Genomic DNA, 26,219 nt, shown 5'->3' with positions numbered 1-26,219 from the left:
CACGGGAAGGCTCGGGCGCCCACCCAGTGATCACAACCTAGCCGCGCAGACGTCTCGACGATGTTGCCGTTCGTTAACGATCTGTAACGGGCGCGGCGAAAAGGTCACGATCCGGCAACGGCCGCGGGCGGCACCCGAGGACGGGAATACCCGGAGGGGGTATCCTGTTCTCCTCGGTGCCGGTGAGTCCCGGCCGCCCTCAACGACAGGAGACACCATGGACTCCGAACCCGCCGTCGACTACCTCGTGACCGGAATGACCTGCGGTCACTGCGAGCGCGCCGTGACCGAGGAGGTCTCCAGGTTGCCGGGGGTGACCGCGGTCGAGGTCAGCGCCTCCTCCGGCCGGCTCTCCCTGACCACAGACGGTACGCCCCTCGATGACGCCGACATTCTGGCCGCCGTCGACGAGGCCGGTTACTCCGCGACGCGCGCCTGATGGCCCCGACCTCCGCCGAGGCTCCCGCGGGCATCGACCTCGACATCCAAGGCATGACGTGCGCGTCGTGCGCGGCACGGATCGAGAAGCGCCTCAACCGCCTCGAGGGTGTCACGGCCACCGTCAACTACGCCAGCGAGCGCGCGCACGCCGAGGTGGGCCCGGGCATCGACGTCGACGCACTCATCGCCGAGGTCCAGCGCACCGGCTACGACGCGAGCATCCCCCGGCCCGCCGACGACACCGACGCGCGCGCCGACGCCCACAGGCGGGCGCTGCGCATCCGCCTTCTCGCTGCCGTGGCGCTCGCCGTCCCGGTGATCGCGCTCTCGATGGTCCCGGCGTGGCAGTTCCCCGGCTGGCAGTGGGCGTCGCTGGCCCTGGCGCTGCCGGTGGTCACGTGGGCGGCGTGGCCGTTCCACCGCGCCGCGGTCGTGAACCTCCGTCACGGCGCGGTCACGATGGACACCCTGATCTCTCTGGGCGTGACCGCTGCGACACTGTGGTCGCTGTACGCCCTGATGTTCACACCGGCGGGCGCGATCGGGATGACGCACGGCTTCGCGTGGTTCACCCCGCCCGGAGAACCCGCCGTCTACCTCGAGGTCGCCGCGGGTGTGACGATGTTCCTGCTGGCCGGGCGCTACGCCGAGATGCGGGCGAAGCGCCGCGCGGGGACGGCGCTGCGGGCACTGCTCGAACTCGGTGCGAAAGATGCCGCGGTGCTGCGCGACGGCGTCGAGGTACGTGTGCCGGTCTCGGAACTGCGGGTGGGCGACGATGTCGTCGTGCGTCCCGGCGAGAAGGTCGCCACCGACGGGGTCGTCGTCTCGGGCCAGAGCAGCATCGACACCGCACTGATCACCGGGGAGTCCGTTCCCCGCGATGTGTCTCCCGGCGACACGGTCATCGGTGCGACCCTGAACGTGGGGGGTCGGGTCATCGTCCGCGCCACGCGCGTGGGATCCGACACCCAGCTGTCCCAGATGACCCGCCTGGTCGAGCAGGCGCAGTCGCGGAAGGCCGATGTGCAGCGCCTCGCCGACCGCGTCTCGTCGGTGTTCGTGCCGATCGTCATCGCGGTCGCTCTGGCGACCCTGCTGGTCTGGCTTCTGGCGGGCGGGACCGTGCAGGCCGCCTTCACGGCAGCCGTGGCGGTCCTGATCATCGCGTGCCCCTGCGCCCTGGGCCTCGCGACACCGACCGCGCTCATGGTGGGAACCGGCCGCGGCGCGCAGCTGGGCATCCTCATCACCGGCCCGGAGGTCCTGGAATCCACCCGCACCGTCGACGCGATCGCGCTGGACAAGACCGGCACGGTCACAACCGGGCGCATGACCGTCACCGACGTCACCCCGGCGCCCGGAGAGCGCACCATCGACGTGCTCCGTCTGGCGGGCGCCGTCGAGGACGCCTCCGAGCACCCCCTGGCCCGGGCGATCGCGGCGGCGGCGCGCACACGGGTGACCGATCTCCCGCCCGTCGAGGGCTTCGCGGGAACCGCAGGCTCGGGCGTTTCCGGAGTGGTCGAGGGTCACGCGGTGCTCGTCGGCCGCGCGGATCTGCTCCGCGCCCGGGGCATCGACCCCCTGCCCACGGGCGATGCCGACCTCACGACCGTGCAGGTCGCGTGGGACGGTGCGGCACGCGGCACCATCACGGTGGGCGACACCGTCCGGCCGACCAGCGCCGACGCGATCCGACGCCTGCGCGAGCTCGGTCTGGAACCGGTTCTGCTCACCGGAGACGGGGAGAGCGTGGCCCGACGTGTCGCCGCGCAGGTCGGAATCGACCGTGTCGTGGCCGGTGTGCTGCCGGAAGGGAAGGTCGACGCGATCCGCGCGCTGCAGGACCAGGGCCGTACCGTCGCGATGGTCGGTGACGGCGTCAACGACGCCGCGGCGCTCGCACAGGCCGACCTCGGGGTCGCGATGGGCACCGGGACCGATGCCGCGATCGCCGCCTCGGACCTCACCCTCGTCCGCGACGACCTGCTCGCCGTCGTCGACGCGCTCCGCCTGTCGCGGGCGACCCTGCGCACGATCAGGACCAACCTCTTCTGGGCGTTCGCGTACAACACCGCCGCGATCCCGCTCGCCGCCCTCGGGCTGCTCAATCCGATGATCGCCGGAGCCGCGATGGCGTTCTCGAGCGTCTTCGTCGTCGGCAACAGCCTGTTGCTGCGCAGATTCCGCAGTACCGTCCCCGAGGAGCCCCGATGACCGAGTCCGGACCGCACGCCCCCGCCGACGCCACGGCCGACGTCCCTGCGCCGCACGGGTACATCACCGACAAGGACCGCTACCTCAACCGCCTCAAGCGCATCGAGGGTCAGGCGCGCGGCATCCGTACGATGGTCGAGGACGAGCGCTACTGCATCGACATCCTCACCCAGATCAGCGCGCTGACCAGCGCGCTCGAGACGGTCGCCCTGGGGCTGCTCGACGACCACCTGCGGCACTGCGTGGTCGATGCGGCCCGCGCCGGGGGCATCGAGGCGGAGGAGAAGATCGCCGAGGCATCGCAGGCGATCGCACGCCTCGTCCGCTGACCGATCCCGCGCCGCTCAAGCCAGCTCGGCGACGTCGGCGACAGCGCGGCGCCCTCGACGCGCCGCGAACACGGAATCGACCGACAGCACCACCAGGGCGGTCCACACCAGAGCGAATCCGATCCAACGCTCGACGGGCATCGGCTCCTGCAGGATCCACACGCCGATGGTGAACTGCAGGATGGGCGTGACGAACTGGAGCAGACCGATAAGGGTCAGCGGCACGCGCCGGGCCCCCGCGGCGAAGAAGAGCAGGGGCGTGGCGGTCATGACGCCGGCCCCGAGCAACAGCACCGCATGCAGCGGCCCGGCCGCGCCGAGGGTGATGCCCGAGGTGACCGCGACCAGCATCAGCTGCACCACGGCGACAGGGGTCAGCCACAGCGATTCCAACGTGAGCCCGCTGACCGCGTCGACCGATGGCCCGATGCGTTTCTTGACCAGCCCGTACAGGCCGAAGGAGGCCGTCAAGGTCAGCGCGATCCAGGGGAACGCCCCGTACCCGATGACGATCACCACGACCGCCGCCGCGGCGATCCCGACCGCCGTCCACTGTGCCGGGCGAAGTCTCTCGCGCAGGATCAGCACCCCCAGCAGCACGGTGAAGATCGGGTTGATGAAGTACCCGAGACTCGTCTCGATGACGTGGCCCGTGAGCGTGGCGATGACGAACACCTGCCAGTTGACGTAGATGAGGACCCCCGCCGCGACGGTCCACAACGCCAGGCGCGGCGATCGCAGGATCGCGCGAAGGCGGGGCCAGGTGCGCGTGAGGGTCAGCAGGACGCCGCAGAAGACCAGGGAGAGCACGATGCGCCACGCGACGACCTCCCAGGGCCCGGTGGGCGCGAGCGCGACGAAGTAGAGGGGCAGGAAGCCCCAGATGAGGTATGCCGAGAACGCATACACGCCGCCGACGGCGTGGGAACGGACCGGCTCAGCCGCCGCGACGGCGACCCCGGCGGTCGCGGCGGCCGCTTCTCCGAACTCCCGGGCGTCTGTCGACGCGTCATCCGGGACGGGACCGGATGCGTCTCGTTTCACCGGCCCATCCTACGGCCGCCCCGGCGTCGCGTCCGGCATCCGCTGCGATACGACGAAGGGCCCGGATGCCGAAGCATCCGGGCCCTTCCACGCGGGTGTCTCAGCGGACGACGACCGCCAGCACGTCGCGCGCCGACAGCACCAGGTACTCGTCGACACCGAACTTCACTTCGGTTCCGCCGTACTTGCTGTAGATGACGCGGTCGCCGACGGCGACGTCGAGCGGGACACGGTTGCCGTTGTCATCGATACGACCGGGGCCGACCGCCACGACCTCGCCCTCCTGGGGCTTCTCCTTGGCGGTGTCGGGGATGACCAGACCGCTGGACGTGGTCTGCTCGGCCTCGACCTGCTTGATGACGATGCGGTCCTCGAGCGGCTTGATGGAAACCGACACGGGTCTACCTCTGCTTTCCTGTGAGACGTCAAGACTCGTTAGCAAACTCGGACTGAGAGTGCTAACGCAAGTCTAGGGAAGCGTTGGCACTCTTGCAACGCGAGTGCCAGATTCGGGGTCGACACGTATCACCGAGGCCCTGGCCGACTCCCCTCCTATGTGTGTACGATGACACCACCGAGACCGGGTCAGCTGGGTGACCTGGCATCGGAAGCAGACGCCGGCGTTCGCCATCACGGCCTTCACGCCGGACCTGCTCCACTGGGACACTGGGAACAACTGGGATGATCACGGGCTCTCGCCAGTCCGCGCCCGATCCGTGGGGGGATCATGGCAACGGCGTATTTTCTGGGCATCGACGTCGGCACGAGCCGGACGGCGGTGGCGACCGCGCGGTCCGCTGCCGACGGAACACTCGACGCTCGTAGCTTTCCGCTCGGCAGGAGCAGCGACAGCGCTCCCTCATCGGTCTTCGTCACCGCCGAGGGCCTGCTGTTCGGCGATGCCGCCGAACGTCGCGGCATCAGTCAGCCGGACCGGTTGGTGCGCGAATTCAAACGGAGCATCGGCGACGACGTCCCGCTGTCGGTGGGCGGACGCACCCTCCCACCCGAACAGCTTTATGCGCGCACCGTCGCCTCGGTCGTCGAGACGGTCGTCGAGCGCGAAGGCGGATCGCCGACGGCGATGATGCTGACCCACCCGACCGGATGGGGCGCGCATCGCCTGGGTCTGATCCGCACCGCGCTGGAGCGTGCGGAGATCGGCGAGGTCTCGCTGATCAGCGAACCCGAAGCAGCGGCGCGGCAGTACGAGGCGGGGCGCCTGCTCGAACCCGGTGGCGCACTCGCCGTATACGACCTCGGCGGAGGCACCTTCGACTCGGTCATCCTGCGCAAGGACGGCGAGGGCGGGTTCGCCCCGATCGGCACCGCGACGGGTATCGACAACCTCGGCGGCGCCGACTTCGACGACGAGGTGTTGCGTCACGTGTTGCGGTCGGCCGGCGTCACCGCAGCCGACCTCCAGGCCGACGACGCCGACACGCGACTCGCCCTCGCGCAGCTGCGCCGCGAGTGCGTCGACGCAAAGGAGGCGCTCTCCTTCGACTCCGACGTGACGGTCCCGGTCCTGTTGCCGACGGGCGCGGCCAGCGTGCGTCTGACCCGCGCCGAATTCGAGGACATGATCTCGCCCTCGATCGAACGCACCGCCGACACCCTGGAAGACACGCTCGAGACCGCCGGGCTCGATCCGGCCGAGGTGGAGAGCATCCTGCTGGTGGGCGGGTCGTCGCGCATCCCGCTGGTCGCCCAGCTGCTGTCGGAGCGGTTCGACCGCCCGATCGCAATCGACGCCGACCCGAAGTCCTCGATCGCCCTCGGCGCCGCCCGCGCGGTGGCCCCCGCGGGCGCACCGCTGGCCGGACCGGCGGCGCTTCCCACCGGTGCCGCCGCCCTCGAGCCGATCGCCGAGCCGGCCGCCCTCCCGAACGTGACCGCGATGCCTCCCCGCCGCTCGCGGGCGATCCCGATCGCCGCGTCGGCCGCCGGCGCCCTGGTGCTGGCCAGTGGGCTCGTCCTGGCCAACGCGACCGGGCTGGGCAACGGCACGGTCGCCGCGAACTCGACCCAGCAGTCGCTCACCGAGTGGCTCGGGATGGAACTGGTCGGCAGCACCGAACAGATCGTCGAGACCAGCGACCCCGAAGCGGCCGGCGACGAGCCGCAGGCCGCCGCCCCCGAGGCTGCTCCCGCGCCTCACACGGACACCGGCGGCTGGACGACGCCACGGAGCAACCCGATGGTGCGCAACACCCGCACCACCCCGGTGTCGTCCTCCTCGTCGAGCGCATCGCAGGGCCGCACGTCACCGTCGACGTCGACACCGCCGGCCTCGTCCGGCTCCTCGGGCTCGTCCGGCTCCTCGGGCTCCTCCGGCTCCTCCGGCTCGAGCGGATCGAGTTCGACCGGGTCGACCGGATCCGCGGGGTCGTCCGGCTCGTCGGCGACACCACCGACCACCTCGACGCCGACGCCGACCACACCGTCCACGACGCCCTCGTCGACACCGACGCCGACGGCCACCTCGACGCCGACACCCACGTCGACCCCGACGTCGGATCCCTCTCCCACCATCGACCCGACGCCCACGAGCGACCCGTCCCCGACGAACGACCCGACGCCGCAGCAGACGACACCGCCGGCGACGGAACCGACGAGCGACCCGACGCCGACCGCATCCGGCTCGCCCTCGACGGCGCCGGACCCCGCCCCATCGCAGACCCAGACGACTCCCCCGACGTCACCGAGCCCCGAGCCGTCCGGCACGACGGTGGCGGGCTGACGTGCGGGGGCGGAGATGACTCGACTCACCGACACCACCGATCCGGCGGTCGAAGTGCTCCCCCGGGCTGCCCACGCACTCGGCGCTCTCGATGATCTCGTCACGCGCAGACCCCCACTGCGCGCCGCGATCGTCGGGAGCGCCGGCTCGGGCAAGACCGACGCGTTGGCCTATCTGCGCGCGAGACTCGAACGCGAGGGGCGTCCGACGCGGTCGTTGTCACCACGCGAGCGCGTGCCCGCGGTCGACGACGAGGTGACCGTGCTGGTCGACGACGCCCAGGAGTTGTCGACCGAGCAGCTGTCCGCACTCCTCACGCGGGCGACCCGTCCGGAGGCGGGCCTGGTGGTCGCCTACCGGACCTGGCCGGCACCGGCCGGGCTGGTCGAGATCACCCGGATCGTCGAGCACGACAGCCCGCCCGTCCTTCTCGGCGAAGTCACCCTCGCCGAAGTGCGCACCGACCTCATGTCGGCCGACACCGCCTGCGCGCAGCACATCCTCGACGTCGCCGGCGGTATCGCCTGGTTGGTGGCCGCCTGCGTCGAAGCGCACGATCTGCAGGACTGCAGCGACGACCCCGCGCACCGCGAACTCACCCGCGTCGTGCGCCGGCGCATACGGCATCGCCTGGAGACGGTCTCCCCCGCGGTACGCCGTCGCATCGAGAGCCTCAGTCTCGGCGCCCGCGACTCCGGCATGCACCACGCGGACCCGGCCGACGTGGTCGCCGAGGGTTACGCGGAGGGCCTGCTCACCGCCAACGGGCGTCCGGCGCCGCTCGTGGCCGAGGTCGCCCGGGCGAGTGTCTCCATCGACGTACTCATCGACCTGCTCCGCCACGGCTCGATCGACCTCGTCCCCGGATCGGACCTGGCCGCCTGCCTGGACGGGGTCGTCGATCCCGCACTGGGGGTCGCGATCGCCGATCGCGCCCGCGCCGAGATCGCGTGTGAACCCGGCCTCGCCGCCGCGCTGTTCGAACGCGCGGTCGCGTGCGGGGTGCCGGAATCCGACATCACCGTGGCCCGCGCCCACGCGCTGTGGGCCGCGGGCGACGGCGACGGCGCGGGACTGCTGCTCGGTGACATGGACATCACCCCGGACCACCCCGACCACGACCTGGCCGCCGACACGCTGGCCGTGACGTGGGCCGACCGCGGCATGATGTCGGTCGCCGACCACACCTATCGGGCGATGCCACCGACCACCGGAACCGGCCGGACACGAGCGGTCATCGCGGCGGTCGGCACCGGGATGACCGCAGACCTCGACGCCGAGGAGCCCGGACCGGACGCCGCCGCGCCGGGCGCCCCGTCGACGCTGGGCGTCGCGCTCGACCTGCTCGATCGCGGCCTGCGCGCCACCCTCTCGGACGAGAGCCCCCGAGAGGCGGTCGACGACCTCCGTCGTGCGGCGGATCTGTACTGCGCGGCCCGCGACACCGCCCCGACCCCCGAGCTTCCCGCGGTGGTCGCCGCCACCGCGGCCATCGGCATCGGCGACCTGGAGCTGGCGCACACGGTCGTCACCGACGCCCTCTCCCACACCGAGCGCTGCCGTCGCTGGCGGCCGCGGCTGCTGCTGTGGAACGCGTGGATCGCGGTGCAACGCGAGCAGGTCGCCGAGGCGCGCCGTTCGCTCGCGGAGGCGACCGCGGACGGCGTCGTCTTGGCGGCCCGTGACGACCTGATCGCCGCGGCGGTGACCGTGGAACTTGCCCGTCGCTACGAAGACGCGGCGGCACTCGGCGCGGCGTGGGAGTCGTTGAAGAGCCGCGTGCGCCGCGTCGAGCCCGACCTGTACACGCTGCTGCCGCTCAGCGAGCTGGTCGTCGTGTCGGCGCGTCTGGGAGACGCCGAGTGGATGCAGCCGGCGTTCCGCGACGCGCTGGTGCTGGTGGATCGACTCGGCCAGCCCTCGGTGTGGGCGACGGCGTTGCACTGGGCGGGGATCCAGCGCGGGATTCTGAGGAATCGTCCCGACGACCTCGTCCCGCACGCCAAGGCACTCGTCGAAGCGGCACACCGCAACCCCCTCGCGGCGCGCATGGCGCAGGCCGGTGGCGTGTGGACCTCGGTTCTGGCCGGCACGATCGATCCGGATGCGGTCGAGACCGCCGCCCGCGGACTGGCGACGGTGGGCCTGGCGTGGGACGGTGCGCGCCTGGCCGGGCACGGCGCACGTCGCAGCAAGGACAAGAAAGTCGGAGCGCGACTGTTGGCGTGCGCCCGCGAATTGCACCCGCGCGAGACCCCGTCACCGAACGAACCACCCACCGGCCCCGTCGCCACGGCCGCCGCGAGCGGTCTGAGCGAACGCGAACACGAGATCGCGCACCTCGTGTTGCAGGGACGGACCTACGCCGAGATCGGCGCTGAGCTGTTCATCTCACCCCGCACAGCCGAGCACCACATCGGCCAGATCCGCCGCCGGCTGGGGGCGACATCCCGTTCGGATCTGCTGGCCAAGCTGCGGGTGGCGATGGGAGTCACCGAGGGGGCCGCACGATGACCCCCGAGTTCCCCGCCGGACCCCTAAGGGCCCACCGAATCTTTCGGGGTTATCCCCGATTCCGAACCTCGCAGATCTGCATAGCCTCGAGAACGAGTCTCGAAACGACAGGAGACAGACCATGACCACCCCGCTGGCGACGATCGCCGACGCACTGATCGAGTTCATCCTGAGCCTGCTGAGAGACCCGGAGGCTGCCGCGGAGTTCGAGCAGGATCCCGAAGGAACGCTCGCCGCGAACGGACTGTCGGACATCTGCGCCGACGATGTCCGCGCCGTGGCGCCCGTCGTGGTCGAGCGGCACGACGTCCATCCGCACCCGAATCCGCATCCCCACCCCCCGGGCCCGAAGCCCACGCCGGTGGAGGAGATCAACACGATCACGCAGACCTTCACGATCGACAACCGTGCGACGATCGTGGACCAGTCGGTCAACCAGAACATCTGGGCCAACGGCGACGTCAACCAGATCTTCGACAACGAGGCCATCGTCAACAGCGGTGACTACGGGGCCGCCGCCGGCGAGACCGCCAGCGTCGACACGTCGAGCACCGACATCGACACCGGCGACATCGCGATCGGCAACGAGACCACCGACGTCGACATCGACGGTTCGTTCAACGACGAGTCGACGAACACCGACACCGAGACCGACACCACCGTCGACGACTCCTTCAACACCGACTCGGAGGAGGCCTCGGCCGACGTCGCGATCGACGACTCGTTCAACGACACGTCTTCGGAGGTCGACACCTCACAGGTCGCCGTCAACAACGGCGACATCGGTGGAGACGTCGCGGTCGAAAGCGAGGTCGTGGTCGAGACCGCCCCCGTCGAAAGCGACTACGGCTACGAGGCCGACACCTCCGCCGACTTCGTCGAGGAGCCGATGGAAGCGGACCTCGAAGACCAGCCGTAAGGCCGGCTCGTGTCCCCAGATCACATGCCCCCTCACCCGCGCGCCGAGGCCACACCCCGGCGCGCGGGTGAGGTATCCCGGAGATCGGAGACCACCGTGTCGCAGACATCGACCTCACCTGCGCGTCAGGAGATCCCGCCCCGCCCGCCGCTGCCGGCGAGCGCGCGGCAGGCGCAGCCGTCGGCCCGCCCGGCTCCGCCGAAGCCGCCCCGCGACGCACCGGAGCGGCCGGCGCTGTCCCACGGCGACAGCCCGCCGGTGCTGACCAAAGCGCCGCCGCCGTTCTCGGTGCGGCTGAGCCAATTCCTGTGGGTGCTCAGTCTCGCCTTCGGCGCGGTGACCATCGTCTTCTACTTCGTGATCCGCGAAGACCAGCTGCCCCTCATCATCGACGCGATCAAGGCGGTCAGCGAAGACCGCACCGACGAGACCTACGAAGCCGCGGCCGACATCGTCTACTGGGCGGTGTTCGCGATCATCGTCACGCTCGTGCTCATGCAGATCGTGCTGCTCGTGTCGTTCTCGAGCCGCAAACCCGGAGCCCGGTGGTGGCAGTTCGCCACGGTCATGGTCCAGGTCGTCGCCTTCCTCATCGCGCTCGAGCTCGTCGGAGGTGGGGAGTACGGGTCGATGTTGCGTCAGCTGTTCACCGGGGAAGCCGGATTCGCGGTGCTGGCCCTCCTGCTGAGCACCCTACGAGGCGCTCTGGCGTGGACCGCCCGCAAACACGACGTCCGACGATCCGGCGACAGCGGGGAGTACTGAGACGATCTCCTCGAGGCTGCGGACGACCACCCGGCACACCTCCACGGCGTTCCGCTCGGTCAGCGGCGACTGACCCAGCGCCCGCCAGCGGGCCAGGAGCCGTTCCGCCTCGACGCGGATGTCATCGTCGGTCGCGTCCTCCCGCAGGGCGAGACGCGCGATCTGCGAGGTGCCCTTGCCCCCGATGATCCGCTCCGCCTCCGCCGCGTCGGTGGGGGCGAGGGGAAGTCCGTCGGCGCGGGCGTGCGCGAGAGTCGACAGCTCCCGCAGTGCGTGAGCGCTCGCACGCACCCGCTCGATGCCGCCCTGTATTTGCTCGACGTCGTCGCGGGGGAAGTCAGCGAGGACCTGATCGAGACCGTCGAGCACACCGCGGACCTTCAGGATGCCCGCCCGCGTGCGGAACTGTTCTCGGATGAACTGCTGCAGTTCGTTGAGGCCGCTGTGCTGCACGAGCATCTCGGCGAAATCGGTGGAGGTGGGCGTGGACCGGCGCAACAGCGCCGTGGCGAGCCGCACGCCGAAGATGCCGAACCGTGTGAGCAGACCACGCCGCCGCTCCTCGCTGAGCGTGGTGGCCTCGGACGGGCGGATGAAGCGGTCGGCGGAGATCAGCAGACGTTCCCGGTCGTCACGGTCGAGCCCGGCGAGTTCCTTGAACGCCGCGTATTCGTCTTCGCGGAGCGTGCGGGCACTCTCGGCCAGCAGCCCGGCCACCGGGATCACGCCGAGGGCGAGTGAGGCGAGGTCGCCGTCGAGTTCATAGCGGCGTGCGACCTTGTTGGCCGAGAGGATCGAGTCGATGCGACCCGACCCGATCTCGTCGGCGCGGGAGAGGACGGCGACGGCGTTGACGGTCTGCGAGGCCCCGGCTGCGGTGTCGCGGAAGGCTTCGAGAAAGGTCAGGTCGGATGCGTGCAGGTGCCGCATCAGATAGATGATCGCGTCGGCCGACGACGGCTTCTCCTCGGGCACCAGGAACGTCGTCGACCGCGCCGAGACGTCCTGCGAGAGGGAGGCGATACCGGGGGTGTCGATGAGGATGAGCGAGCGCAGTCCGCTCGAGGGCCACCCGACGTCGATCCAGTCGACCTCGTCGGCGGACACCGCGCCGAGCTCGAAAACCAGGCGGCCGCGGTCCCGGTGGATCGCCAGGCGTTGCTGTTGCCCGTCCCGCCGGTGAAGGGTGACGGAAGGTGTGGCCGCATAGCGGTACCACGTGACCACGCGGGTGCACTCCCCCGCGTCGGTGGGTGCCAGCCGCTCACCGAGCATGGCGTTCAACAGCGTCGACTTCCCCGCCTTGACCATGCCCGCCAACGCGAGCCGGAGCGGTTCGTGCAGACGCCGCGAGAGGGCCTCCAGCTGGGCGCTCGCCTCGGGGTCGTCGACATACCGTGCACGCGCGTCCTCGAGGAGCCGTGCGGCGGTATCGCGGAGCGACGAGCTCACGATCGCACCGTCTCGAGTTGTTTCGCGACGGGGGCGATCTCGGGGATCTTCCGCTTGAGGGCCTCCAACTCCCGGATCTGGGCCTGCAGTTCCTTGACCCGGTTGTCACGACCGGCCGCGTAAGTGGAAGCAGCCTGCTTGGCGGCCAGCACCGCGTCACCCAACGAACGGTGCAACTCGTCGGCCATCCCCCCGAAGTGGTCGCGTGCCGCCCGCTGTACGAGGCGCAGGCGGTCCTTCAGTTGCTTGCCCACCTGGAAGATGACCTCTTCGATGTGCCGACGCACGACGGTCTTGGCTTCGAATCGGCGGCGGGAGAGCCGGTTGGTCATGTCTTCGCGGTAGGCGCGGCGACCGACGACCACTCCGGCCAGCAACGACAGCGGGTTGATGAGGGACAAGCCGATCAGCCCGGTCGCCAGACCCACCATGAGCACACCGCCGTACGAGCCGCGGACGCCGATGAAGATCTTCTCCGCCGCACCCATCTGCCCCGAGTCGACGTCGCCGATGCGGTCCACCGGGTCGAGGACACCTTCGGTGTCGCCGACTGCGAACAGCGGGATCTCCGTCTGCCCCTCGAAGAACTGCTCGGCGACCTCTTCGCACAGCCAGCGGGAGCGTTCGTCGGTCCACACGAACGTCTCCGACACGGCCGCGCTGACGCGCTGGTCGATCCACTCGGTGATCTGATCCCAGATCGGCCCCGGGTCGCCCTCGTCGATGGCGGCTTCGGCTTCGCGCTGGACGCGACGAAGGCGATCGCGGAGGTCGTGCTCCATATCGGAGATGAGGTCGGCGACGCCGTCGTTGAGGGTGGTCTGCCACTTCGATGACCGGCCGCGGAACTCGTCGGCGCGCGCTTTGGCGTCCTCCAGTTGGGCGATCATGCGCGGGGTGTCCTCCGGATGGAGGATCGCGTTCAGCTCCGACGTGAGCGAGATCTCCATCTGGTCGACCACCGAGACGATGTCGTGCACGGCACTGCGTGCGTGGATGATCTCGGCGTGACCGAGTACCTCGCCCCGCAAGTGGTGCACGAGTTGCGGGAAACCGGATTCGAGGTTCAGCTCGCGGTCCTGGTGCTCCGCCGCCAGCAGCCGCAGGTCGCTGGATACCGAGAACATCGGAACGTCTCCGACCTCACCCAGGTGCGACCGATCGATGCGCTCGATGTCGCGCCAGTGCGGGTACAGGTCGGTCTTGGACAACACGGCGGCCACGTTGGGGGAGACCCGCATCGCGTGGCGGAGGAACTGCACCTCCGGCTCGGTGTACTCCTGTGAGGCGTCGGAGACCAGGAGGACGGCGTGCGCGGAGGACAGCGCCGCGAGGGTGGTCAACGCGTTGGTGGAGTCGAGGCCGCCGACGCCGGGGGAATCGACCAGGCGCAGACCGCCCCGCAACAGCTCTCGAGGCAACACCACCTCGGCCGAGAGCAGTTTCTGTTCGTTGCTGGGGTTTCCCCGCTCGGAGACGTAGTCGGCGAGCGCGTCGAGGGGGATGTCGAGTTCTTCGACGGCACCCGGCTCGTCCCCCTTCTGCTGCACCACCCACGCGCGGGGGATCTCGGCGTAGCCGACGGCGGTGGGGACGCTGGTGGCCACGTCGTCGTCGACGGGGCAGACCGGGGCGTTCACAAGCGCATTGATGAGCTTGCTCTTGCCCTTTTTGAACTCCCCCACCACGATCACGCGCACGTGGGGATCCTGAAGCCGTTCACGGGTGTGGTCGAGCCGACCGGCGAGATCGGCACGCCCCGTCGAGGCCGCGAGCTTTTCGACGTTGTCGACGAGGGCGACCAGCTGCTTCCCCGTCTGCGACGACACCAGCGCCGGCTCCGTCGTGATCTCTCCGTCTCGCTTCGCGATGTCCTCGCTCACGCATCCCCCTCGAATCCGTCCCCCGGGCCCACGCTATCCCGATCCCCCGGGCGGGGGTAGGGCGGGCGCGGGCCGGACGACACATCTCGCCCGGCCCCTCGAAAGGCGGCCGGGCGAGATGTGTGTCAGCTGATGATCACAGGTCGAACTCGACCACGTCTCCACCCGGGCTGAAGATGTTGCCGTTGTTCTCCCACTCCCAGTCGTTGTCGACGTCGGAGTCGAACTCGTTGAAGGAGTCCTCGACCTCGACCTCGATCTCGGTCTCCTGCTCGAAGCTGTTGAACGAGTCGTCGATCTCCATCTCGTACTCGGTCCACGAGTTGGTCGACATGTCGTTGAACGACTCCTGGATGTGGGTGTCGATCGTGGTGTTGCCGATCATCACGTCTCCGACGGAGATCGAGGTCTCGGTGCTGCTCACCTCGGCGTCGTCACCGGCTGCGGCACCCCAGTCACCGGTGTTGACGACGACGTCGTTGGAGATGCGCTGGCTGACGTCGTCACCGGCGACGATGCTCTGGTTCACCGACTGGTCGACCTGCGTCGCGCGGTTGTCGATCTCGATGTTGAGGGCGGCGGCGCCCGCCGCGGCCGCGCCGGCACCGGCCAGGCCACCGACGTGGAAGTCACCGAAGCCGGTGTTGTACTGCCGCACGCCGACGGTGACCGACTCGTCGTCGAGGTTGGTGGAGTTGTCGATCTCGATCTCGGTGTCGTTGTAGGAGTCCCGGTTGTAGGAGTCCTCGTAGTCGTTGTACGAGTCCTCGTCGTTGTAGGAGTCCTTGTCGTTGTACGAGTCGTTGGTCGAGTCGTCGTGCGTGGAGTTGTCCGACGCGTCGATGTCCACATCGACGTCGACCTCGACCTCGGTGTCGTTGTAGGAGTCCGAGTTGCCGGAGTCCTCGATCTCGGTGTCGTTGTTCGACAGGAGGTCGTTGTACGAGTTGCTGTTGCCCGAGTCCTCGTTGCCGACCACGCTCGCGACGTTGTTGTCCTCGATCTCGACCTCGAGCTCGTTCTCGGTGTTGCCCGAGTCGTTGACCGAGTTGTCGTTGTCGGAGAAGTTGTCGGAGAGGACCTCGTTCTCGTTGACGCCGAGGTTGTTGTCGTTCAGCGTCTCGTCGAGGATGATTCCGTCGTTGAAGTCGTTCCCAGTAGCCATTGTCCCAGTCCCTTCGATGAAGCCATCAGCGGCCTTGCGGATCCATAGTCCGTCCGATCCCGTCACAGGACATCCGGGATACCCCCGGAGCCTTCCGGGGATCCCCTAGGGGTGTCATCGGTGTTTCCGGTCGGGGGTTCGGGTTCGGCACCGGGATCGGGTCCCGGGGAGCGCCTACGCTGGATCGAATGGACTCGTCGGAACTGACCGCCCTACTCACCGCCGACGGGCTGCGGATGCTCGCCGACATGCCGTCGGTGCGCTCGTCCGACGACGTCGCCCGTCAGGTGTCGGACCTACGTGCCGCCGGCCACTCCCCCGATTTGGTCTCGGCGCTGGTCGGTCAGGCCCGTTTGCGCGCCAAGGCCGAGACGAAGTTCGGCGACCTCGCCCACCGCATGTTGTTCACCCGGGCGGGCCTCGAGCAGGCGACGCGCCTGTCGATCGCCTCGCTGCACGCCGGGCGCTTCCGCGACGCCGGCGCGACCCGCGTGGCCGACCTCGGCTGCGGCATCGGAGGCGACGCCCTGGGATTGGCCGGTCTCGGCTTGTCGGTCGACGCCGTCGACGCGGACGAGATCACCGCGGCGATCGCCGCCTACAACCTCGCCCCGTTCGGCGGATCCGTCCACGTCGCGCACGGCCGTGCCGAGGACCGTGATCTCTCCCGCGCCGACGCGGTCTGGCTCGATCCCGCTCGACGCACCGCCGGTCGGGGTGACACCGCACGCACCCGCCACGACGCGTGGTCGCCGTCGTTGGAGTGGGTGTTCGAGCTCGCGCGCACGCAACCGATCGGGGTGAAGCTCGGCCCGGGGCTTGACCGCGACCTCATCCCCGACGACCTCGAGGCCCAATGGGTCAGCGCCGACGGGTCGACGATCGAACTCGTGCTGTGGTCGAAAGGCCTCGCCCGGGAAGGCGTGCGCCGCGCAGCCCTGGTCACCCGCGGTGACCAGGCGTGGGAGCTGACCGCCCCCGCCGACGCGGCCGATGCCCCGACGCGCGAACTCGGAGCGTACCTGCACGAGCCCGACGGTGCGGTCATCCGCGCCCGTCTGATCGGCGATGTCGCACGGCCGCTCGAGGCGGGGATGCTCGATCCCCACATCGCCTATCTGACCTCCGACGCCGCCCTCACGAGCCCCTTCGTCGCCTCCTTCCGCGTGCGCGAAGAACTCCCCGCCGATATCAAGGCTCTCGCCAAGGCGCTGCGCGCCCGGGACATCGGGCGGCTGGAGATCAAAAAACGCGGAGTCGACGTCGACCCGGCGATCCTCCGGACGAAGCTGAAGCTGCGCGGTGACAGCGCCGCGACCCTGGTCCTCACCCGCATCGGCGATACCCGGCGAGCGATCCTCGCCGACCGCGTGTGACCGGGTCGGATCCGCTCGGATCCGCTCCGATCAGCTGAACAGGCTCGCGCTGTAAGCGGCGAACACCAGCCAGCCGACGCTGTAGATCACCGACGCCGACGCGATGCAGATCGCCCAGATCGCCATCGCCCGGTCCTCGACCAGGCGTCGCAGGGCCATGACGGCGACGACGATCGCGACCAGGCCGAGGGGGAAGGCCCATCCGACGAAGAAAGACGCGATCAATCCGAGGATCGCGATCCCGAGCGCCCAGCCGGACAGGACGCTGCGCAGCCGCGGCGCCGGCGTCGACCAGACGTCGGCCGTGGGTGCGACCGACGGTTCGGGCGGCGCCGTCATCCCGGTGATGCCCAGGGGGCCCGTGGGAAGGCGCGAGAATCCGCCACGGTGCTCTCCGGGCATCCGCGACTCCCCCGCCACCGGAGCGAGGTCGTCCGAGGGCTGCTCCACCGACGGATCGTCCGCGGCGGTCATCCCGCATCCGTCCTCTCGGCGACCTGGATCTCGGTGACCGGCAACGTCGAATCGGCACCGAATGCCAGGGTCGAGGGCCGCCTGCCGGACATGATGAGCTCGGAGGCGAGAGCGGCGATCATCGCCCCGTTGTCGGTGCACAGCGACAACGGGGGGATGCGGACCGCGACGCCCGCGGCCCCGGCACGCTCGAGCGCGACGTCCCGGAGGCGCCGATTGGCGATCACGCCGCCGCCGAGGAGGAGGCGGGGGACGCCGTATGCCTCGCACGCCGCCAACGCCTTGGTCACGAGAACGTCGACGACCGCCTCCCGGAAGCTCGCCGCCACGTCGGCGACCGGGACCTCTTGACCGGCGGCACGGGTCTGCTCGGTCCAGCGGGCGACCGCCGTCTTCAGCCCCGAGAAGGAGAAGTCGTACCGGTGCGCGGCCATGTCGCTGGCGCGGGACAGTCCGCGCGGGAACCGGATGGCGGTGGGGTCACCGGTCGCGGCGGCCCGGTCGATCTCCGGTCCCCCGGGGTAGGGCAGCCTGAGCAGCCGCGCGACCTTGTCGAACGCCTCCCCCGCGGCGTCGTCGACCGTCTCGCCCAGGAGCTCGACGTCGGTGGTGAGGTCGCGCACGAGCAGCAGAGACGTGTGGCCCCCCGAGACCAGCAGAGCGACGGTGGGGTACTCCAGCGGTGGAGCACCCGCATCCAGGATGTCGGCGGCGATGTGACCGACGAGGTGGTTGACCGCGTACAGCGGGCGGTCGAGCGAGACCGCGAGGGCCTTGGCCGCCCCCACGCCGACCATGAGCGCGCCGGCGAGCCCCGGCCCGCTGGTGACGGCCACCGCATCGACATCGGCGAGCGAGACCTGCGCCTCGGCGAGTGCGGCCTCGATCGCCGGCTGCAGGGCCTCCAGGTGCGCGCGGGCGGCGACCTCCGGGACCACGCCGCCGTAGCGGGCGTGTTCGTCCATCGACGACGCGATCGTGTTGGACAGCAGCGTGCGGCCACGCACGATGCCGATGCCGGTCTCGTCGCAGCTGGTCTCGATGCCGAGCACCAGCGGGTCGTGGCGGTTCACGTGCACGCTCCTGCCTCGCTCCGTCGGTCGGAGATTCCGCCCGATGTCGGAGGATTCTCGTCCGATGCTCCGACATCAGCGCGATTCTCCGACATCGGTGAGGTGGATACGTGGGCGGCAGCCCAAGCGGGCATATCCAGTCGCATCACGATGGCGTCGACATTGCCGTCGGGGTAGTAGTTCGGGCGGCGGCCGATCTCGAGGAAGCCCTCGGAGGCGTACAGCCGTTGAGCCGGCGGGTTGTCGGCACGGACGTCGAGGAACACCTCGCGCACGCCTCGGCGCGATGCCTCCGCCAGCAGGGCACGGAACAGCGTCCGACCCCGCCCCCGTCCGCGCGCGGACCGGTCGAGCGCGATCGTCTGCACATCGGCGTCCTTCGCCCCGTCTAGAGCGCGCAGCCCGGCATATCCGACGAGACGCCCGGCCTGCTCGGCGACGATGTAGTGGTTGTGGGGCGAGGCCAGTTCGGCGCGCATGGCCGTCTCGCTCCACGCATCCCCCTGGAAGGAAGCACGCTCGAGGGCCATGATCGCGTCGAGGTCCGCCGTTCCGCCCGGCCGGAGCCTCATCCGCCCACTCGCTTCGGTGCCGTCGGGGCTGACACATCCGGTGAACGCAGGTAGAGCGCATCATCGCCGGCGATGCAGCGTCCGGCGGCCACGGCGCGGGCGGCGGCGAGAGCCAGCATCCCCGCCGGCACGACGGCGGCGTCGAGGCGGCGGGCGCCGAGCGCCTCGAGGGTCGCGTCGATCTCGTCGCGGGGCACCAGCGCGGGGTCGGTGACGCGGACGGGCAGGCCGTCGTCGTCCATGCCCTCGTAGACGGTGTACGCGAATTCGCGGCGCCGGGCGTCGCTCACCACGGCGAAACGCTCCTCGCCGGCGTCGGTGAGGGCCGCGAGCAGCAGGCGGTCCAGGGCGACGGCGTCGTGGCTGACCACGGGCACCACGGGAATGCCCCGACCCAGCGCGAACGTGCGTGCGGCGGCGATGCCGACGCGGAGTCCCGTGAACGGACCCGGCCCCATGCCCGCCGCGACGTGGGTGATCTCGCCGCTCGAGATCTGCGCTTCTGCCAGCGCCCGCGCGAGGTGGTCGCCGATCACCTCGGCGTGCCCGCGCGGATCGCCGCTGTCGAGCTGCGCCCGCACGACACCGTCCGGCTCGATCACCGCCACGGCGGTGCCGATCGACGTGTCGATGCCCAGAATCACGCCTTCCAGCGTAATCGGAGTGCAGGTCTGCGAGCACGGCGACGATCCGATCCGGCGCGCGGCCACGAACACCCCGTATGCGGATGCTCCCCCGGTACGTGCGCGAAGGCGGCACTCCCCCGTTGGTCGCCGAGCCGGCGCGCTTCCGCTGGCGCACCGTGAGCGTCGCCACCGGTGTGGGCGATCTGACCGCGCGGGTCTCACGGCGCACCGGTCCGGTCGCGACCGTTCTCCTCCACGGCGCGGCGGGAACGTGGACGACGTGGACGCCGCTCGCCGAATACGCCGAGGGCAGCGGCCGCGCACTCACCGACGTGGTCGCCGTCGACCTGCCCGGGTGGGGCGACAGCGCTCCCCTCGAGGAATCCACCACCGTCGCCGACGTGTCACGCGCGGTCGCGGAGGTGGTCGTCGCACTGGGCTACGAGCGAGCGATCGTGGTGGGTCATTCCCTCGGCGCCCTGGTCTCACTCGACGTCGCCGCGCGGGAGCCGGATACGACGCTCGGCGCGGTCCTGGTCTCCCCCACCGGCGCCGCGGCGCTCGACGCTTCCCGCCGACCGCTCCGGGGCGGGATGCGACTGCCGGGCTTCGCCGGGATGCGGGCCACGATGCGTGTGCTCGCCGCTCTCGGGCCGGCCGGCGGCGCGGTCGTCGGCGCGGTCGCCTCCGCGGGCCTCCTTCCTGCGCTGGCCCGCCCGCTGTTCGCCGCTCGGGTCGACCCCACGGTGGTCGCGGCGTTCCGCTCCGAGATCCGCCCGGCCACCTTCGCACGGGGCGCGCGGGCGGCTGCCGTCTACGACGAGGATGCGTGGCGCGCGATCCGGTGCCGGGTGGTCTCGGTCCGCGGCCCGGCCGACGTGTTCGCCTCACCCGGCGACGACGCCGCGTTCGCCGCGCGTATCCCGCGCTTCACCGTTCATCCGGTCACCGGCGCCGCGCACTTCGCCCATGTCGAGCGCCCCGACGCCGTCCTCGATGCGATCGCGGAGGTCAGGGACGGCGCGTGACGGTCACCGCCCGCGGCGAATCGGCGTCGAGGTCGACCTCGTGCGCGGTGACTCCGCAGGCGGTGTCGACACCGCGGCCGTGCCACTCGCGATCGAGTTCGATCTCCCACCACATCTCGCGCAGTCCGTCGACCATGCCGGCGCCCCATTCGACGATCACCACCGAAGCGTCCACGTCGATGTCGAGGTCGTCGAGCTCTGCGGCAGACCCCAGCCGGTAGGCGTCGACGTGCACGAGGGGTGCGCCTCCGACCAGTGACGGGTGCGTGCGGGCGAGCACGAACGTCGGACTCTGCACCGGCCCGCGCACCCCGAGACCCTCGGCGATCCCGCGGGTCAGGGTCGTCTTGCCCGCACCGAGTGGGCCCGTGAGCACGACGAGGTCGCCGGCCGACAGCATCCGTCCGATCTCGACGCCGAAGGCGTGCATGTCGGCGGGGCTCGTCACTTCCCGCGTGCCGAGCATCGCATCCAACCCCGTCATGGTCCTCCTCCGGTGAGCGGGCTCCGGGTCTACCGTGCCACACCGGCGGCGGCCGGGCTCAGCTGAGAAGGTGCTGCGCGATCGTGCCTCGGAGCTCGGCCGGAGACGACACGTCGTGCCACCGCGCCGCCACGGCACGCGCCGCGACCAGCACCGAGCGCGCCGCCGGCGCGCGCACGTCGGGTTCGAGCGACTCGATGTCGGCGACCTTCGCCGCGCCGACGATGCGGCGGGCCATCTTGGCCGAGGCGAACAGAGCCGCCTCACGCAGCGTCTCTGCGACGCGGCGGCGCGCGAACGCCCCATCGAAGAGCTTCGTCTCGCGCCACGTCGATGCTGCAGCCAGGTACGCCTCCTCGAAGCCGATCCACGTCTCGTCGATGAGGGAGAGAGCCCACGCGGCACGCTCGTCGTCGCCCAAGGCGCGCGCCCGCGCCGCGGCGAACACGTAGTTGGCGATCAGCGCGCCGAGGTCGAAGGCCACCGGGCCGTAGAACGCGAACTCCGAGTCGAACACCTTCACCGACTCGACCTCGTCGCCCCGACGCCCGGAGCCCCGCACCATGACCGACCCGGTGTGGAGGTCACCGTGGATGAGCGCCTCGGCGTGGGTCATGAAGCGCCACTTCGCCTCGCTCATCGCGGCGGCGAACACGCCGTCGGCGGCGAGCGCCGCGGCATCCGATGCGTTCTGCGGCAGCACCGAGTTGCGTCCGACGTCGAACACCGGCTCCGTGAAGACGAGATCTTCGGTGATCACGCATAGCTCGGCGTTCTGAGAGCGCGCCGTCGCATCGGCGACCTCGCCCCGCTCGCGCCCCAGCACGGAGGTGCCGACCGCGACCCCGGCGACGTAGCGTCCGAGCTGCACCGCGACGCCGTCATGGCACTCCCCGTCGTTCAGGGCGCCCCGCCAGACGCGATGGTCGGAGAGATCCTCCAGGGCGAGGATGTAGCGCTCGCGGTCGTATCGGACGACCTCGACGACCAGTTCCTGTTCGATCGCACCGTGCGCCACGAGCGAGTCGGCCTCCCGCCGCGCGCGGTCGGGTGTCATCGGCCAGCCCTCGCCGGTCATCCGAACGTAGGGCAGCGACTGCTTCAGGATGAGCGAGCGTCCGGCGGCATCCCGCACGTGGAAGACGACGTTGAGGTTCCCGTCGCCGATCTCACGGATCTCGGTCAGCCGGGTGCCGTCGAGGCGGGCCTGCAGTTCCGGGTGCGCGGTGATGTAGGCGCCGATGTTCGCCTCGGTGAGAAATTCGTACTCGTGGGACATGGACCCGTTCCTTCGTTGGGGGGCTGGATGCGAGTGTGGGCTGAGGCTAGGTCGCCGGCGAGTAGCGCGACTTGCGCCGCGACAGCGTGAAGGAGAACAGCAACGCCACGATCAGCACGAGCCCCTTCGCCGTGTCCTGGAAGTAGTACTGGAACCCTGCCATGGTCATGCCCGTGAGGACGATCGCGACCAGGACGGCACCGAGCAGCGTGCCCCACGCGTTGGGTTTGCCCATGCCGAGGACGGAGGTGCCCACCAGCGCCACCGCGACGGCCTCGAGCAGGCTCGACGAGCCGGCGTTGACATCGCCCTGCCCGATGCGCGAGACGAGGATGATGCCGGCCACCGAGGCGAACAGGGCCGAGACGACGTACGCTCCCCCGCGGTAGAGCCCGACGCGGATGCCGGACAGGCGCGCCGCCTCCGGGTTCGCACCGACGGCGTAGAGGACCCGTCCCCATGACGTGCGCGTCAGGACGAACCACGACGCGACGACCAGCACCAGCATGATGACCACGGGGATCGGGACGGGCCCGATGGTGCCCCGGTCGATCAGCAGGAAGGCCGGGTCGAACTTGCCCGGTGCGGTCTCGCCGCCCGGCAGGATCATGCCCGACGACACGGACTGACCGGCGACGGGGATGAGCTTGACACCCTGGATGACGAACATCACCCCGAGTGTGGCCAGCAGATCCGGGATCTTGCAGACGACGATGAGGAACGCGTTGAGGACGCCCACCAGAAGACCGGCGACCAGGGCCACGCCGACGGCGGTGACGCCGGTGAGGTTGTAGAAGACCATGGTCACGGCGACCAGCTGCACCGCCAGGCCCGCGACCGAACCGATCGACAGGTCCAGTCCACCCACGATCATGCTGAACATGACGCCGAGCCCGAGGATCGCCGTGACCGACGCGAACTTGAGCATCGAGAACAGCGACTCCGGCGTGGCGAAGGCGGGCTGGGTGAGGGCGAAGAAGACGAACGCGATGACCGTCACGGCGATGAAGCCGTACTTCACCACCGCGTCTCGGACCAGATCGCCGGTGCGGGTCTCGCGCGACTGCGCGCGAATGGTCGTGGTGTCGGCCATCTCAGGCCACCTCCGTCATGCTCTGGACGATCTCGTCGTCGGAAACGGTGTCGATACGGGCGTCGAGGGTGATGCGCCCCTCGACGAGGACGAGAACGCGGTCGGCGATCTCGCGGAGCTCGTCGACGTCGCTGCACAGCATCACCACGCAGCTTCCGTCGGCGGCCTGCTCGCGGGCGCGGCGGGCGATCTCGCGTCGGGCGCCGATGTCGACGCCGCGGAAGGGTTCGTCGAGCAGGAGGACGTCGGGCGGCGTCTGCATCCACCGCGCGACCATGACCTTCTGCTGATTGCCGCCCGAGAGGGCGTCGACCGTCTGCCCGGGCCCGGTCGCGACGACGCCGAAGTCGTCGATCGCCTGTGCGGCGCGTGCCGTCTCGGCCCCCTGCTGCAGTAACGGCCCGCGCGCGAAACGGGACAGGAACGGCAGGCTGAAGGTCTTCGCGATCGACCAGCCGGGGAGCATCCCCTGAGCGGCGCGGTCCTCGGGGACGAGGTAGACCCCGCGTCGGATCGCGTCGCGGGGATGCCGGGGGGTGTACGGCTCCCCGCGCAGAGTCATGACACCGGCCTCGGCCCCGGTCGATTCGCCGAAGACGTACTCGGCCAGCTCGGTCTTGCCGGCGCCGATGAGACCGACGATGCCGGTGACTTCGCCTCCCCGGAGCGACACCGACACCGCGGGCGACTCGGGGAAGACCCGCAGACCCGCGATCTCGAGGGCCACCTGCTCGCCGACGAGGTGCTCGAGGCGCTCGATATCGCGCGTCGCACCTTCGCCCAGCATCGACGTGACGGCGGCGGCGAAGTCGAACGGACGCTCCTGCGTCGCGGTGATGCGACCGTCGCGCAGGACGACGATGTCGTCGGCGAGCTGGTCGATCTCCGCGAGCCGGTGCGACACGTGGAGTATTGCCACGCCGCGCTCGCGGAGCGCCACGATCGTCTCGAACAGTCGCTCTGCTTCGGACTGGCTCAGCGTCGAGGTGGGCTCGTCGAGGATCAGGACCTTGGGATCGGTGACCAGCGCGCGAGCAAGCAGCAGCATCTGGCAGTCGGCGATACCCAGCTCGAAGACGTCTTGACGGAGGAACGCGTCATCCCAGTCCAGAGAGAGGGCGGCAGCCACCGCGCGCGCACGCGGAAGCAGCGACGTCAGCGACGCGACCGTCGGCGCCTCGCCGAGCGCGATCTGCTCGAAGACGAGGTTCTCGGCCACGCTCAGCCCCGGCACGATCGCGTCGTCGATGCGCTGATGGACGGTGCGCACACCGAGTCGAGAGGCGGCGATCGGATTCTCGAGATCGACGGCCGCTCCGTCGAGGAGCACCTCACCGGAGGTCGGTTCGTGCACTCCCGAGAGAGCCTTGATGAGTGTGGACTTGCCCGCCCCGTTCGCGCCGAGGAGCGCGGTGATGCGCCCGGGACGAAGGGAGAGGTCGACACCCTTCAGGACGGCGTTGGCTCCGAAGGACTTGCGGATGCCACGCAGTTCGAGAACGGGCGGGGGGAGGGGTTGCGTGTCGCGCGGCGTGCTCATGGTCTCGCTGCTCCTCGCTGAGCGGTCGATGTGAGGGGGACGGTGGGGCGGCGTCGGGGGCGCGCCGCCCCACCGGAGGGGTGCGTCAGAAGCTGACGACGGGCATCCAGTCTGCAGCCGAGACCTGCGACAGGTTCAATTCGGGCACCGCGGCGCGCAGGCCGTCCATGTTCTGGATGTCGTCATCGCGCAGCATCTCCTGCGTGACCAGGACCGGCGGGAACTCCACCAGCTCGGAATCCAATTCTCCGGCCATCGACAGGGCGAGCGTGCGCAGCACGGCCGCGCCGATCGCGTTCGGATCGGTCGCCCCGGTCGCCACCCACCGGCTTCCCTCTGCGCGCATGAGTTCGATGTCGGCGTTGGAGATGTCGGCGCCGTACACGAGGACATCCTCACTGCCGCCCACCTGGTCCAGCCCCGTCAGCGTGCCCTTGGTGAACTCGTCGTACGGCGCGTACACCGCGACGATCTCGGGGTTCGCCTGTGCGGCGGCGGCGACCATCGGCGCACTGTCGCTGGCCGACGAGCTCGTGAACGAACCCGTCTTGAACATCTGCTCCCACCCGTTGTCGGCGACGTACTCCCGCCACACCGCGTCACGACGGTCCAGGGGTGCGATGCCTTCGACGTTGACGTAACCGACCGGCTGACCGTCACCGATGTCCTGGTACATGCGGTCCAGCACGAGCTGCGCCATGATCTCGTCGGACTGCTGCGTCTGGATGACGCCGTCCGCGCACTCCGAGACGTTCACGTCGTAGGCGATGACGGCGATCCCCTTGCTGATCGCATCGTTGACGCCGGGGCACAGGGTGTCGGGAAAACCGTGGCGGACGATGATCGCGTCCACGCCCGACGACACGGCCTGCTCCAGCTGCGTCGCCTGCGTCGCGTTGTCGCCTTGGGCGTCGTAGACCGACAGGTCGAATCCGAGCGCCTCGGCCTGCTGCCGCGTGCCGTTGAGGTACTGCTGGAAGTAGTCGCCCTGGCCGGACTGCTGGACGATGGCGATCTTCGCCCCGACCAGCTCCGCGGGCATCTCGTCGGTGGCCTCGCTGACCGCTCCGGAGTCCGAGGACTCCTGCGCAGCAGGCTCCCCCTGACTGCAGGCGGAGAGGGCCAGCACGGTGGCGAGTCCGACCGTGCCGGTGGCGGCGAGTCGGCGCCGGAGGCTGTGGGTAGACATACGCTTCATT

The 26,219-nt window shown here is 70.1% G+C and carries 23 protein-coding genes; 9 read left to right on the top strand and 14 right to left on the bottom strand.

What is annotated here, in order from left to right; translation table 11 throughout:
* Positions 1-217: 217 nt before the first annotated feature.
* From ABD204_RS07475 to ABD204_RS07465, 3 genes are read left to right on the top strand one after another with little or no spacing between them, the layout of a single operon-like run.
* Positions 218-439, top strand: a complete 222-nt coding sequence (locus ABD204_RS07475; RefSeq protein WP_194424004.1) for a heavy-metal-associated domain-containing protein — start codon at positions 218-220, stop codon at positions 437-439.
* On the top strand, positions 439-2,661 hold the full coding sequence (locus ABD204_RS07470) for a heavy metal translocating P-type ATPase (RefSeq protein WP_194424003.1): 2,223 nt from the start codon (positions 439-441) through the stop codon (positions 2,659-2,661). The genes ABD204_RS07475 and ABD204_RS07470 overlap by 1 nt, the downstream gene beginning before the upstream one ends.
* Positions 2,658-2,990 carry a metal-sensitive transcriptional regulator gene (locus ABD204_RS07465; protein WP_194424002.1) on the top strand — a complete coding sequence of 111 codons (333 nt, stop codon included), beginning with the start codon at positions 2,658-2,660 and terminating at the stop codon, positions 2,988-2,990. Before ABD204_RS07470 ends, ABD204_RS07465 begins: the two co-directional genes overlap by 4 nt.
* A gap of 15 nt (positions 2,991-3,005) precedes the next feature.
* On the opposite strand, the gene rarD is transcribed toward ABD204_RS07465, so the two are convergent.
* Together rarD and groES are read right to left on the bottom strand one after the other, a co-directional pair.
* Positions 3,006-3,899 carry an EamA family transporter RarD gene (gene rarD, locus ABD204_RS07460; RefSeq protein WP_322597569.1) on the bottom strand — a complete coding sequence of 298 codons (894 nt, stop codon included), beginning with the start codon at positions 3,897-3,899 and terminating at the stop codon, positions 3,006-3,008.
* Between the two features lie 235 nt (positions 3,900-4,134).
* Positions 4,135-4,431, bottom strand: coding sequence for a co-chaperone GroES (groES, locus tag ABD204_RS07455; protein ID WP_194424000.1), 297 nt, complete (start codon positions 4,429-4,431; stop codon positions 4,135-4,137).
* Positions 4,432-4,761: 330 nt separating this feature from the next.
* Between groES and ABD204_RS07450 the strand changes: the two genes are divergently transcribed.
* From ABD204_RS07450 to ABD204_RS07435, 4 genes are all read left to right on the top strand, one after another.
* Positions 4,762-6,777, top strand: coding sequence for an Hsp70 family protein (locus ABD204_RS07450; protein ID WP_194423999.1), 2,016 nt, complete (start codon positions 4,762-4,764; stop codon positions 6,775-6,777).
* A 15-nt stretch (positions 6,778-6,792) separates the two neighbouring features.
* Positions 6,793-9,291, top strand: coding sequence for a helix-turn-helix domain-containing protein (locus ABD204_RS07445; protein WP_194423998.1), 2,499 nt, complete (start codon positions 6,793-6,795; stop codon positions 9,289-9,291).
* 121 nt (positions 9,292-9,412) lie between these two features.
* Positions 9,413-10,210, top strand: coding sequence for an IniB N-terminal domain-containing protein (locus ABD204_RS07440; RefSeq protein WP_194423997.1), 798 nt, complete (start codon positions 9,413-9,415; stop codon positions 10,208-10,210).
* Between the two features lie 96 nt (positions 10,211-10,306).
* Entirely contained in the window at positions 10,307-10,975 is a 669-nt protein-coding gene (locus ABD204_RS07435) for a hypothetical protein (RefSeq protein WP_194423996.1), read from the top strand.
* Here ABD204_RS07435 and ABD204_RS07430 read toward each other — a convergent pair.
* The 3 genes from ABD204_RS07430 to ABD204_RS07420 all read right to left on the bottom strand — a co-directional run bounded on the left by ABD204_RS07430 (position 10,904) and on the right by ABD204_RS07420 (position 15,475).
* Positions 10,904-12,427 (bottom strand): dynamin family protein, encoded by a 1,524-nt coding sequence (locus ABD204_RS07430; RefSeq protein ID WP_194423995.1) that lies wholly within the window; start codon positions 12,425-12,427, stop codon positions 10,904-10,906. The genes ABD204_RS07435 and ABD204_RS07430 overlap by 72 nt on opposite strands.
* Positions 12,424-14,310: a dynamin family protein gene (locus ABD204_RS07425; RefSeq protein ID WP_322597543.1), complete on the bottom strand. Its 1,887-nt coding sequence runs from the start codon at positions 14,308-14,310 to the stop codon at positions 12,424-12,426. Before ABD204_RS07425 ends, ABD204_RS07430 begins: the two co-directional genes overlap by 4 nt.
* A gap of 136 nt (positions 14,311-14,446) precedes the next feature.
* Positions 14,447-15,475, bottom strand: a complete 1,029-nt coding sequence (locus ABD204_RS07420) for a hypothetical protein (RefSeq protein WP_194423994.1) — start codon at positions 15,473-15,475, stop codon at positions 14,447-14,449.
* A gap of 188 nt (positions 15,476-15,663) precedes the next feature.
* On the opposite strand from ABD204_RS07420, the gene ABD204_RS07415 reads away from it, so the two are divergent.
* Complete coding sequence (locus ABD204_RS07415) at positions 15,664-16,851, top strand: THUMP-like domain-containing protein (protein ID WP_194423993.1); 1,188 nt, start codon at positions 15,664-15,666, stop codon at positions 16,849-16,851.
* A 30-nt stretch (positions 16,852-16,881) separates the two neighbouring features.
* Here ABD204_RS07415 and ABD204_RS07410 read toward each other — a convergent pair whose 3' ends face one another.
* The 4 genes from ABD204_RS07410 to tsaB are packed head-to-tail and all read right to left on the bottom strand — an operon-like array spanning position 16,882 to position 19,614.
* Positions 16,882-17,325: a hypothetical protein gene (locus tag ABD204_RS07410; RefSeq protein ID WP_194423992.1), complete on the bottom strand. Its 444-nt coding sequence runs from the start codon at positions 17,323-17,325 to the stop codon at positions 16,882-16,884.
* Positions 17,322-18,404 carry a tRNA (adenosine(37)-N6)-threonylcarbamoyltransferase complex transferase subunit TsaD gene (tsaD, locus tag ABD204_RS07405; protein ID WP_409263979.1) on the bottom strand — a complete coding sequence of 361 codons (1,083 nt, stop codon included), beginning with the start codon at positions 18,402-18,404 and terminating at the stop codon, positions 17,322-17,324. The genes ABD204_RS07410 and tsaD overlap by 4 nt, the downstream gene beginning before the upstream one ends.
* Positions 18,395-18,970, bottom strand: a complete 576-nt coding sequence (gene rimI / locus ABD204_RS07400) for a ribosomal protein S18-alanine N-acetyltransferase (protein WP_194423990.1) — start codon at positions 18,968-18,970, stop codon at positions 18,395-18,397. Before rimI ends, tsaD begins: the two co-directional genes overlap by 10 nt.
* Positions 18,967-19,614, bottom strand: a complete 648-nt coding sequence (gene tsaB / locus ABD204_RS07395) for a tRNA (adenosine(37)-N6)-threonylcarbamoyltransferase complex dimerization subunit type 1 TsaB (RefSeq protein WP_194423989.1) — start codon at positions 19,612-19,614, stop codon at positions 18,967-18,969. The genes rimI and tsaB overlap by 4 nt, the downstream gene beginning before the upstream one ends.
* 83 nt (positions 19,615-19,697) lie before the next feature.
* On the opposite strand from tsaB, the gene ABD204_RS07390 reads away from it, so the two are divergent.
* Positions 19,698-20,624 carry an alpha/beta fold hydrolase gene (locus tag ABD204_RS07390; protein ID WP_194423988.1) on the top strand — a complete coding sequence of 309 codons (927 nt, stop codon included), beginning with the start codon at positions 19,698-19,700 and terminating at the stop codon, positions 20,622-20,624.
* On the opposite strand, the gene tsaE is transcribed toward ABD204_RS07390, so the two are convergent.
* The 5 genes from tsaE to ABD204_RS07365 all read right to left on the bottom strand — a co-directional run bounded on the left by tsaE (position 20,608) and on the right by ABD204_RS07365 (position 26,218).
* A complete protein-coding gene (gene tsaE, locus ABD204_RS07385; protein WP_194423987.1) occupies positions 20,608-21,108 on the bottom strand; it encodes a tRNA (adenosine(37)-N6)-threonylcarbamoyltransferase complex ATPase subunit type 1 TsaE in 501 nt (166 codons plus the stop codon). The genes ABD204_RS07390 and tsaE overlap by 17 nt on opposite strands.
* Before the next feature lie 58 nt (positions 21,109-21,166).
* Positions 21,167-22,387, bottom strand: a complete 1,221-nt coding sequence (gene mtnK, locus ABD204_RS07380; protein WP_194423986.1) for an S-methyl-5-thioribose kinase — start codon at positions 22,385-22,387, stop codon at positions 21,167-21,169.
* A gap of 46 nt (positions 22,388-22,433) precedes the next feature.
* Positions 22,434-23,480 (bottom strand): ABC transporter permease, encoded by a 1,047-nt coding sequence (locus tag ABD204_RS07375; RefSeq protein WP_194423985.1) that lies wholly within the window; start codon positions 23,478-23,480, stop codon positions 22,434-22,436.
* A 1-nt stretch (position 23,481) separates the two neighbouring features.
* Positions 23,482-25,020, bottom strand: coding sequence for a sugar ABC transporter ATP-binding protein (locus ABD204_RS07370; protein ID WP_194423984.1), 1,539 nt, complete (start codon positions 25,018-25,020; stop codon positions 23,482-23,484).
* 85 nt (positions 25,021-25,105) lie between these two features.
* A complete protein-coding gene (locus tag ABD204_RS07365) occupies positions 25,106-26,218 on the bottom strand; it encodes a substrate-binding domain-containing protein (RefSeq protein WP_206697159.1) in 1,113 nt (370 codons plus the stop codon).
* Between the last annotated feature and the right edge of the window lies 1 nt (position 26,219).

Source organism: Microbacterium aquimaris, from assembly GCF_039531285.1.
In the GTDB taxonomy this organism is placed as follows: Bacteria; Actinomycetota; Actinomycetes; order Actinomycetales; family Microbacteriaceae; genus Microbacterium; species Microbacterium aquimaris.
The sequence above is the reverse complement of the archived record's forward strand: the minus strand, read 5'-3'. Positions and strand labels throughout refer to the sequence as shown.